General features: G+C 64.3%; 6 protein-coding genes. 3 read left to right on the top strand and 3 right to left on the bottom strand.

Annotated features, from left to right (window positions below; all coding sequences use genetic code 11):
- Positions 1 to 5,101: amino acid adenylation domain-containing protein (locus tag ACFQ0E_RS15690; protein WP_386825390.1), on the bottom strand; the 5,101-nt coding region annotated here is incomplete at its 3' end.
- A gap of 394 nt (positions 5,102 to 5,495) precedes the next feature.
- A complete protein-coding gene (locus ACFQ0E_RS15685; protein WP_386825388.1) occupies positions 5,496 to 6,710 on the bottom strand; it encodes an ATP-grasp domain-containing protein in 1,215 nt (404 codons plus the stop codon).
- Positions 6,711 to 7,340: 630 nt separating this feature from the next.
- Here ACFQ0E_RS15685 and ACFQ0E_RS15680 point away from each other — a divergent pair.
- Positions 7,341 to 7,613 (top strand): hypothetical protein, encoded by a 273-nt coding sequence (locus ACFQ0E_RS15680; RefSeq protein WP_386825387.1) that lies wholly within the window; start codon positions 7,341 to 7,343, stop codon positions 7,611 to 7,613.
- 151 nt (positions 7,614 to 7,764) lie between these two features.
- Here ACFQ0E_RS15680 and ACFQ0E_RS15675 read toward each other — a convergent pair whose 3' ends face one another.
- On the bottom strand, positions 7,765 to 9,147 hold the full coding sequence (locus ACFQ0E_RS15675; protein ID WP_386825385.1) for a hypothetical protein: 1,383 nt from the start codon (positions 9,145 to 9,147) through the stop codon (positions 7,765 to 7,767).
- 59 nt (positions 9,148 to 9,206) lie between these two features.
- Between ACFQ0E_RS15675 and ACFQ0E_RS15670 the strand changes: the two genes are divergently transcribed.
- Both ACFQ0E_RS15670 and ACFQ0E_RS15665 read left to right on the top strand, forming a co-directional pair.
- Positions 9,207 to 9,557 (top strand): ArsR/SmtB family transcription factor, encoded by a 351-nt coding sequence (locus tag ACFQ0E_RS15670; protein WP_386825383.1) that lies wholly within the window; start codon positions 9,207 to 9,209, stop codon positions 9,555 to 9,557.
- Positions 9,558 to 9,636: 79 nt separating this feature from the next.
- Positions 9,637 to 10,641 carry an ArsJ-associated glyceraldehyde-3-phosphate dehydrogenase gene (locus ACFQ0E_RS15665; RefSeq protein WP_386825381.1) on the top strand — a complete coding sequence of 335 codons (1,005 nt, stop codon included), beginning with the start codon at positions 9,637 to 9,639 and terminating at the stop codon, positions 10,639 to 10,641.
- The last annotated feature ends 6 nt before the right edge of the window (positions 10,642 to 10,647 follow it).

Raw genomic sequence — 10,647 nt, 5'->3', positions numbered from 1 at the left:
GCGCGCCGTGCGGCACGCACACGCCCTTGGGCTGGCCCGTCGAACCGGACGTGTAGATCATGTACGCCACCGTCTCGGCCGTCACCGGACTGGCGTACTCGCTGCCGTCCTCGCCCGCCGCGTCCGACACCAGCACCACACGCTGGCCCGACAGCGGCAGCTGCGGCGCCAGCCAGGCTTCGGTCAGCACGTGGCCGATGCCCGCATCCGACAGCAGGTAGGCCAGACGTTCGTCCGGATAGCCCGGGTCCAGCGGCACGTAGACCGCGCCGGCCTTCATCGTGCCGATCACGCTGGCGACCATGTCCAGCGTGCGTTCCTGGCACACGCCGACGCGGTCGCCGACCTGCACGCCGGCGGCGACCAGTGCACGGGCGATGCGGTTGGAACGCGATTCCAGCTCGGCGTGGTCGAGTGCCTCGTCCTCCAGCTGCACCGCCACCGCATCGCCGCGCTGCTGCGCGTTGGCGCGGAACAGCGCCGGCAGCAGCACCGCCGCGCGCTCGGGCGCCGGGCCTTCCGACAGCGCCACCAGCGCCGCGCGTTCGTCCTCGTCCACCAGCGGCAGCGCATGCAGCGGCCGCTGCGGATCGGCGACCACGGCCGACAGCAGCGTCTCGAAGCTGTTCGCCATCCGCGCGATCGTCTCGGGACGGAACAGGTCGGTGGCGTAGCACCAGGTGAGTTCGAATCCGTGCGCCTTCGGCTGCACGTAGAGGGTGAGGTCGTAGTTCACGCTGATCGGATGCTGCGCGTCGGCGTCATCCCCTGCTTCATAGCCGAGGATGTCGTTGTCCGAATAGACCAGATTCAGCACGAGCTGGAACAGCGGGCTGTACGCGGGATTGCGCTCGGGATTCAACGTGCGCACCAGGGCTTCGAACGGCATGTCGAAATGCGCCTGGTCCGCAAGGGCGCCATCGCGCGTAGCGACGAGATGTTCGATGAAGGCCCGTTCGCTGCGCACATCGTTCCTGAGGACGACGGTATCGAGGAATGCGCCGATGACATGACGGGTGTCCGGATGGTCCCGGTTCGCCGATGCCGTACCGATGACGATGTCGCCCTCACCTGAGAGACGCGACAGGAATGCGGAGAACAGTGCCTGAAGGCCGACGAAGAGCGTCGCCCTGTGCTGGAGGAAAAGGTCCGACAATCCTTGCTGGAGATCTGCGCCGATGGTCTGGACGTGGTACGCGCCAGCAGAACCCTGCACGGAAGGCCTTGGAAAATCGAGCGGGAGCCCATGCACAGCGGGCAGATCGTCGAGACGATGCAGCCAATAGGCCTCCAGTTCCGGCAGGCGCATGGAAAGCCGCTGCTTCTGCCATGCGGCGTAGTCGGCGTACTGGATCGGCAGCGCGGGGAGTTCAGGCGTTCGGCCGCAGGACAGCGCTTCGTGGCAACGCAGGAACTCGTCGACGATGAGCTGGTTGGACCAGGCATCCGAGACGATGTGATGGATGTTCAGCAGCAGATGACTGCTCGTCGGCTCGCGGACGAGCATCGCTTCGATCAGGGGGCCAGTGCCCAGATTGCGCGGCAGGCCGTAGGCATCGCGCAGGATCGACGCCATGCGGCGACGCCGTTGCCCGGCCTCCTCCTGCCTGAGATCGATGACGACCAAAGGACAGGAGAACGGCGCGTGGACGACCTGCCAGAGACCGTCCGCATGCTCGAAAGTCGAGCGCAGCACCTCATGCCGCTCGATCAGCGTATCCAGGGAGCGCTGGATGACCGCTTCGTCGCACGTCGCATCGAGCGCGATGCGCATGACGATGTTGAACCGGTTCCCCGCTGCACTCAGGTCGTCGACGAACCAGAACTTGTTCTGGCTGTAGGACGCCGGATATCTCCCCTGACCACGCGGCTGCACCGGGATCGTCTCCAGGTCGCCCCCCATGCCGCACCGGATCCTGTCCGCCAGCTCCGAGAACCGGGAGTTTTCCAGGATATCGCGCACCTGCAGCAGCAGGCCGAAGGCATCGTAGAGCCTGGACAGCAGCTGGATCGCGATCAGGGAATGCCCGCCCAGTCTGAAAAAGCAGCTGTCGGTCGCGATCGTTTCGACCGGCACGTCCAGCAGCGACGACCAGATGGACGCGAGCGCACACTCGATTTCACCGGACGGCTGAAGACCGACGGAGACATCACCGGCCTGCGTGGCAAGCTTCAGGAGCGCATCGCGGTCGACCTTGCCATGCCGCGTCGTCGACCAGGCGTCGACGGTGACGTAACGCGCAGGCTGCATGTAGCCAGGAAGCTGCCGTTCCACTTCCGCCTGAAGCGCGGACAGGGCAGTAGCGGGAGGCGCATCGGACGCATGGGGAATCACGAAGGCGAGCAGTTGCTGTGTGTCCTGCTTGAAGCACACGCGCACGTCGCGGACCAGAGCAGTGGCACGGATGGCCCGTTCGACTTCGGCGATCTCCACGCGATAGCCGCGTATCTTGATCTGGTCGTCGCGACGACCCACGAACTGCAGGCGTCCATCGCGCAACCGCCTCACGTAATCGCCTGTACGGTAGATACGACCGGGCGTCTGTCCGCAGTGCGGATCGGCAACGAAGGCGTTCGTGGTGAGATCAGGATGGTTGAGGTAGCCCCTGGCCACGCAGGCGCCGCCGATGCACAGTTCACCGACGCTTCCGTAGGGCAGCAGCGACATGCCCTCGCCGAGCACGTAGGCGCGGCATCCTGCCATCGGCCTGCCGATCGCGACATCTGCTTCCATCACGTCGAACGCACAGTTGATGGTGGTCTCGGTCGGACCGTAGGCATTGATGGCCTTGCGTCCGAAACGCCTGCAGTAGGCCTGGATACGCTCGAAGTCGGCCGGAGACGTGTCGTCGCCGCCGACGATGAGATGCGGCGCGCAGTCCTGATCCCGGACGCGATCGACCAATGCCAGCGCCAGCTTCGGCGACGATTTGAAGACCTGGATGCGATGCTGAGCGACGACCTGCATGATCTGTTCCGGATCACGCATCTGCTCTTCGGAAAGAATCACGACCTTCGCGCCACGGGCAAGCATGCACAGCGCGATCAGCGCGGGGTCGAACGTAAAGGATTGGCTGACCAGCCAGGCGTCGAGTTCGGAGAGCCCAAGGGCTTCATGTTGCGCACGGAAGCCGGACGCGAAGTTCGCGAACTGACGATGTTCGACGACCACGCCCTTGGGCATGCCCGTGGAACCCGAGGTATACACGATGTACATCATGTCGTCGGGGCGCGGGACGGGCAGCGCCATCACCGGCAGGTCGGATGGTGCGGCCAACAGCGAATCCATCTCGATGATCCGGCATTGACGGAAATCGGACCACTCGCCCGCATCTGCGCAGACCAGCAGCGAAGGGCATGCATCCTCGATGATCGTGCGATTTCGGGCCGTCGGCGCCTGCGTATCGAGGCAGAGGAACGCCATGCCGGCCTTCGCAATCCCCAGCATGAGCGCAACCGTGTCGTTTCCCCTCGGCACATGGAAGGCAACGATGGGCTGCTGCCCGGTGTCGCGAGGAACCGTGCGGAGCAGCGCGGATGCGATCCGATCGACGCGCGCGGAAAGGGTGCCGTAATCCAGGGATGCCGCCTGGTCGACAAGCGCGATGCGGCTCGGCGAACGCACGGCCTGTGCGTCGAAGGCGGAGATCAGCTGGAACCCTGCGTCATCCGGGCTCGGCCCCGTTGAATGCGCGATGAGGCGGCTGTGCTCTGCCTCGTCGAACATCGGAAGCATGTAGATGTTGCATGCCGGGTCGGCGACGGCGGAGTCGATCAGACGGACGAGGTGCCTGTGATAGGTCGAAACCGTCTCCTCCGTGAAGAGATCCGCATCGTAGGTAAAGTGGAAGCGGATCTCGCCATCGTCGTTCGAAACGAAGAGATTCAGGTCGTACTTGGCCTGATCGGTGAGCGACAGGCGGAAACCGGATGTCGAGCCTTGATTATCGCCATCTTCCGCCATGTTCAGCATGATCTGGAACAAGGGCGAAGCGCGATCGTCGCGCGCCACGCGCAGCTCCTTGATCAGCAGCGAGAAAGGCACGTCGCTGTTTTCGTAGGCTTCGATACTTGCCGTTCTCACCTCATCCAGCAGGCCGGAGAACGAACTGGACGCCGGGCAGTCCACACGGATCACGAGCGGATCGGCGAACATGCCGATCACACGATCGCGTTCGATGCCGTCGCCGCGCAAGTCGAACCTGTTGGCGAACGGAACACCGATGACGACATCGGACCGATTGCTGTGACGCGCGATGAGGGTCGCGAATGCCGCGTGGATCGCCATGAACAGTGAAACGCCGCTGGCAGCAGCAAGGTCGGCGAAACGCCTGGACAGAGAAGCGCCCAGACCAGCCGAGTAAAGGCCGCCGCGATGTCCCCGCCGTGCCGGCCTGGGGGCATCGAGCGGCAAACCGTGCAACGGAGGAAGGTCCGAAAGCCGCTGGCGCCAGTAATCGACCTGTTCGCGGAAATCCGCGCCTTGCAGGCGCTGGTGCTGCTGGCGGCAATAATCGAGATAATCCCCGTCGATCTGCGGAAGATCGGCGCTCGCACCCGAAACCTCGGCATCGTACAAGGCCTTGAATTCGTCTTCGAAAATGCCGATGGACCATGCATCGAAACAGATATGGTGCACGGACAGGATCAACGCGCATCGTTCGTCACCGAGCGCGATGTACTCGACACGCAGCAGCGGGCCGACCGACAGATCGAACGGGGATCGATTCTCGGCATCGACGCGCGATGCCACGTGCGCTTCCTGGGCGGCCGGATCCCGGGACTCGAAGCGCGTGCTCACCCATGGCACATGCACTGCATCGAGCGTTTTCTGCAAAACGCGACCGTGCTCGATCCGGAAGACGCAGCGGAGCGTGGCATGACGTGAAACGATCGCCTCGATGGCACGGCGGGCAGCGCGCTCATCCAGCATCTCATCGTAAATCCTGTGGTAGACAAGATTGTAGAGATCGCTCCCGGCAAGCTGGCCATGCAGCCAGACACCCATCTGCTGGAAGGAGATCTCGCAATCTCCTGCCTGCGCTTCCGAGGAAGCCATGGTCGTCTGGGAATGAAACGCTTGTTTCGTATCGTCTTGCATGGATCGTCCTATTTCCGTCGTTACTTCCGAATGCATGGGCGTGCTCGCAGCCCATTTCAGGCATGCGTATGCGCCATGCCTGCCGCGCGTCGTCCGAACCGGTCGATTCCAGTCCAGACACGGCTTCTTGAATCATGCGCGCGACATGTCGCCGGGGAGACATGGGCGCAGCCATCACCGCGACGTTCGCGGAAGCGGAGGATGCTTACGGCATATCGCAGTACGCCAGACCCAGAAGTCATGTCGGCGACATGCCGCCGACATGAGGTGCGAGTTCCGATGCGACGATGCCGGAGGCTTTGATCTGCCTTGAAACGCCATCCCGTGCGGCGGCATGGGCGCAACGTGGACGCTTCCCGGAAAGACGGCGTTCCACGCATCTGCGATGACGGATTCATGCCGCGCACGAGACCACAAAACGGAACGCCTTCGTCGCTTCTGTCGCACGATCCATGGCCTGATCCGGGGTCTCGCCGGTGGCGATCACCGCTGCCGCACGCGAGGAGGAATCGAATACCTCGCCGAGCACGGCGCCGGGTTTCTTGAGAACGCCCAGATCCTCGACGCCGGGACACGCCCTGGCTTCCTCGACTCCTTCCACGCGCTCGAGAACGCCGAAGGCGTGCGGGCTGACATAGCGAATCGCGGCATGCTTGCCGTCTCCGCAGATCGGAACCTCGTCGATGACCGATTGCCCCAGTGTCTGGCGCCACCAGAGCTCGTGGGGATCGATTCCGGTCACCAGTCGTATGAGTTTGCCGATGAGATCCCCACCCATCCGGGTATGGGTCTCGACCACGCGCGGTCCACGCGGTGTCGTGATGAGTTCCGTGTGCGTCGGGCCATCGAGAATCCCGAGCGTCGTCAGCGTGCTGCCCACCAAATCATGGATGGCCCGAGTCGCTTCAGGTTCGAGCAGCACGGGAAGACAATGTCCGGTTTCGACGCATGTCTTCGGATCCTTGTATTTCCGGGTGATGCACATCACACGGTGCACACCGGCTTCCGAAAATGCTTCGACGCTCCACTCATCGCCTTCGAGATACGACTCGACCAGAAGCGCATGCTTGGAGGCCCATCGCTCGAACCAGCGAATGGCCGTGTCGAGTTCGTGCTCGTTCCTCGCGATGGAGACGCCGAGGCTGCCACCACCATCGACGGGCTTGAGCACGACGGGATAACCGTGGTCGGCAGCGAATGCTCGAATACGCTCGCCATCGGCGGATGGCAGCAGGCAGCTGACCGTGTCGTCCACGCCAGCGGCGCGAAGCGTCTGCCTCATGCGGAACTTGTCGTGGGTATTGGCGACCACGTCGGCGGAGTGGTAATGCAGGCCGAGCGCAGAGGCGATCTCGGCCGAGATCGCTTCCTCGTCTTCGGTGAATCCTCCGATGGCATCGACAGGATCGCGCTGCTGGATCAACCTCGCGTGGGCGATCCATTCCTCGACGCCAGCGCCTGGATCGAGCATGACGATCCGGCTGAAGGAACCGAGATCTTCAATTCCCACGCGCGGAGCGTTCTTGCACAGCAAGGAATAACGCACACCATGCTTCACGCCCTTCGTCAGCATCTCGAGGGAGCGTCCCACCATCAACACATGCTTCATCGGATCTCCATATCGCGCGCATTCCGGGCGCGCAAGAACATCGCGCCGACCGATGAGGGTCGGCTGCCTCCAGCGGTCAGGCTGCGTCGCGAATCGAGAGTTGGCGGCTGCCGCAGGCCTTATGCATCGGGAGTCGATGCAGGGCGCAGATCTCGCCGCGAGGGAATCGCTTGTCGAGTGTCGATGCGAGAAGAGGGGCAGGCGGATCAGCGACGGGGATGTCGCACCTCATTTCCTCGGGTATTCCATAACCAGCAGACGACCGTCTTCCCATATACATCCTTAGACCTACCGACTTCCAGATCACGGCGCACCATGCACCGATGATTCGTGCCCCCGTTCCGGACGTGCATACCATCCGGAACACCACGTCTTCGAACCCGCGTATACCCATGAACCTGATGGAGGCCTTGGCACGTATCGAAGCAGTACGACTCTACAGCGAACAGCATTTCATGAAAAGCCCGATCCGTCCTCGGATTCAATCGAATGCTGTTCGCATACTCAAGGGAAAATCCCTTGACAAATGCATCCGCAGAGAAAATCCGCATTAAATTCGAATCTGCCGCGCCATTTTTTTTACCAACCGGGGCGGATTAATGAAACGCAAAGTTAACAAAGCCGCGGATTATGGCGACGCCGTTACACGTTGTCCGGCCAGACATCCTCCCTGCGGCTTCATCCAGGCTGGCCGATCCGGATCGCGCCATCCGGATCGGCGCGTCCGGTCTGGCCCTGTCCAGTCTGATCCTGACCACGATCTCCAGCACCGCCCCGTACTGCCACGTGGGATTGACCCATGGACCGCACATTCGGCATGAGCATATTCAGGACAATGCGTTCCATATGAATGAAAAACTCCGGCACGACTCCGCGCCGGTGCATGACGGCCAAGAATCATGAACCGCTGTGGCGCGGGACTGGACCTGATGCAATCGATGGCCGGAGGCGACCGGCCGCGAGCCCGGTTCCGCCAGGTCTTGCGCGTGGATCAGCGGCCACGCTGCTCACTGCGCAGGGGAATGGCGATCGACTGAAACCGACCTCGGGCGCGTCAAGCGGCCGGAGGCGGTGGCGACATGGGGATCATCGCGTCCATGCAGCCATCGGTGACCTCGTATACCGGCGCGAAGCCGCCGCCGGGGGTCCGGAAGTTCGTGGTCTGGCCCTGGTAGAGCCGCGCGGCCAGCCATTGCGACTGGCCCTCGTAGACATAGCTGCGCAGGTCGAACTTGAGGGCCTGCGGTGTTTCGCCTGTGGACAGCGCACGCTCGCCGGGCGCGACCAGCGCCTGGGCGATGTAGCCGCCTGTGAGGATCTCCTGCCAGACGCGCCGGGTGATCTTGTCGCCCCGGTAGGTGGCCCGGCTGCCGTAGCCCGCGAACGGTTTGAAGAACAGCCGCTTGCGCTCGGCCCAGAGCCGCTCGGCGTTCGCGGGGTCGACGATCTCGGTTCTGGGGATGCCAGCCAGCAGCGCCGCCTGCGCATCAGCCGGTACACCCAGTGCTGTCAGCTGCAGCGGGTCGGACAGCACCGCGAGGTTGCGCTTGTCGGCGTACAGCGCATGGGCATGCGGGTGCGGCGTGATCACGGCCACGTCCTGCAGCCAGGCTTCGCGCAAGGCCGCGCTGGCCTCCGCTTCCAGGTAGAAATCCGTCAAGCGGTTGTAGACCAAATCGATCGGCTGCTCGCCGCAATGCAGGCGGCCGTCGCGCAGGCTCAGCTCAGCGGGATCGGCGATCACGGTCGTCCAGCCGTTCGCCTCGAACAACCGCCGGAACAGCAGGAATTCGGGATACAGGTACTGCGACTGCGGCTGTTCGTCGACGATGGCGATGGTGCGCAGCGGCTGCGTCCGCCCGGCAAGCGCCCATTCGTTGCGGAACATCTCGGCGATCCGCGCCTCGAAGGCGTCGGCGGTCGCCATCAGCGGGAAGAGCTGCTCGATCGGCGGGCAACAGGCGCGCTGCGCCCGGGCCAGCAGGGCGTTGAGCATGGCGCCACCAGCATTCGTGTTGATCTCGATGAGGCCGAGTGCCGTCGCCGTGACGTGGAAGTCGTAGCCGAAGAAGACGCCGCGCGCCCCCGGCCGATGCCGCGCGATGGCAGGCGCACGGGCCAGCGCCATCTCCCGGTAGGCCGGCAGCGCAACGACCGACTCGATCGCCTCGACGAGCGCGGACATCCGCGCGCGCTGCGCCGGAGACACGAACACCGGTCGCGACGCGAAGACGTACGGGCAGCGTTCCTCCAGCAAGGCGGGGAGTCCGTCTTCGCCGGCCCGGGCGTGGATGGCCGCACGCAGGGCTTCGCGGTCCAGGCCCATGCAGAAACACTCGGCGTTGAGGCGTTCGCTGGCGAGCCATGCCAGGCCATCGCGGCCGGCGGAACGCGCGGAAGCAAGGCCTGGCGCGCAGCCATCGATGGAGTCGGTCATGCGTCACCTGGCTGTCATGAAGGATTGTTAGGGTATCCATGTTTGATTATTCTGGAAATATGGAAATCAAAGACGCAACCCTCGCGCTGGCGGCCCTCGGACAGACCACCCGGCTGTCCGTGTTCCGCCTGCTGGTGGAAGCCGGTCCCGAAGGCCGGATGGCCGGCGACATCGCCGATGCCCTGTCGTTGCCCGGCGCCACGCTCTCCTTTCACCTGAAGGAGCTGGCGTCGGTGGGCCTGATCCAGGGCGAACCGCGTGGCCGCTTCATCTGCTATCGGGCGGACTTCGGCCGGATGACCGAGCTGATCGCCTTCCTCACCCACAACTGCTGCGGCGGCCAGGCCAATGCCTGCCTGCCCGTGTGCGCCCCGGCGGACGCATGTGCAGGCGCGGACCGCTGCGCGTGACCCGCATGCCACCTGCACATCGACGCCCTGCCCCCGGCACCCTACACCTCTCTTCCCTGCCCTCCACAAGACCACGTCCATGACCCTTCGTGTCGGCATCAACGGCTTCGGCCGCATGGGACGGCTCACCCTGCGCACCGCATGGGGCGATCCCGAACTGTCCTTCGTCCACATCAACGACCCCGCAGGCGATCCCGCCACGCTGGCGCACCTGCTGATGTTCGATTCCGTGCACGGCCGCTGGAACCGCGATGTCGGCACGGACGGCGACGCCATCGTGATCGACGGCGTGCGCATCCCGGTGACGCGCAACAAGGACATCCCCACCACCGACTGGTCGGCATGCGATGTCGTCATCGAAGCCTCCGGCAAGTTCCGCAAGCCCGACGTGCTGCAGCCGTATCTGGACCAGGGCGTGAAGCGCGTGGTGGTGACGGCGCCGGTGAAGTCGGCCGGCACGCTCGACATCGTGATGGGCGTGAACCACACCCGCTTCGATCCTGCGCAGCACCGGATCGTCTCGGCCGCGTCGTGCACCACCAACTGCCTGGCACCGGTGGTGAAGGTGATCCACGAAGGCATCGGCATCCGCCACGGCAGCCTGACCACGATCCACAGCCTGACCAACACCCAGGTGATCGTCGATGCGCCGCACAAGGACCTGCGCCGGGCCCGTGCCTGCGGCAGCAGCCTGATCCCGACCTCCACCGGTTCGGCGACCGCGATCGCGGAGATCTTTCCCGAACTGAAGGGCCGCCTCGACGGCCACGCCGTGCGCGTGCCGCTGACCAATGCGTCGCTGACCGACTGCGTGTTCGAGGTCGAGCGTGCGACCAGCGTCGATGAAGTCAATGCGTTGCTGCGCGCCGCCGCCGAAGGCCCGCTCGCCGGCATCCTCGGCTACGAGACGCGTCCGCTGGTGTCGATGGACTACCGCACCGATCCGCGATCGAGCATCGTCGACGCGCTGTCGACGATGGTGGTCAACGGCACGCAGGTGAAGATCTATGCCTGGTACGACAACGAGTGGGGCTACGTGAACCGCACCGCCGAGCTGGTGCGCTACGTCGGGAAGGCGGGCTGAGGCCGG

Origin of the sequence: Lysobacter brunescens (assembly GCF_042677005.1) — a bacterium.
GTDB lineage: Bacteria > Pseudomonadota > Gammaproteobacteria > Xanthomonadales > Xanthomonadaceae > Lysobacter_I > Lysobacter_I brunescens.
Note: the sequence above shows the minus strand (reverse complement) of the source record. Positions and strands in the feature narration are given on the sequence as shown.

What these genes read in the sequence shown, in the direction of transcription:
- ACFQ0E_RS15685 (WP_386825388.1), bottom strand. Translation starts at nt 6,710, where the DNA reads ATGAAGCATGTGTTGATGGTGGGACGCTCCCTCGAGATGCTGACGAAG.
- ACFQ0E_RS15680 (WP_386825387.1), top strand. Translation starts at nt 7,341, where the DNA reads ATGGCGACGCCGTTACACGTTGTCCGGCCAGACATCCTCCCTGCGGCT.
- ACFQ0E_RS15665 (WP_386825381.1), top strand. Translation starts at nt 9,637, where the DNA reads ATGACCCTTCGTGTCGGCATCAACGGCTTCGGCCGCATGGGACGGCTC.
- ACFQ0E_RS15675 (WP_386825385.1), bottom strand. Translation starts at nt 9,147, where the DNA reads ATGACCGACTCCATCGATGGCTGCGCGCCAGGCCTTGCTTCCGCGCGT.
- ACFQ0E_RS15670 (WP_386825383.1), top strand. Translation starts at nt 9,207, where the DNA reads ATGGAAATCAAAGACGCAACCCTCGCGCTGGCGGCCCTCGGACAGACC.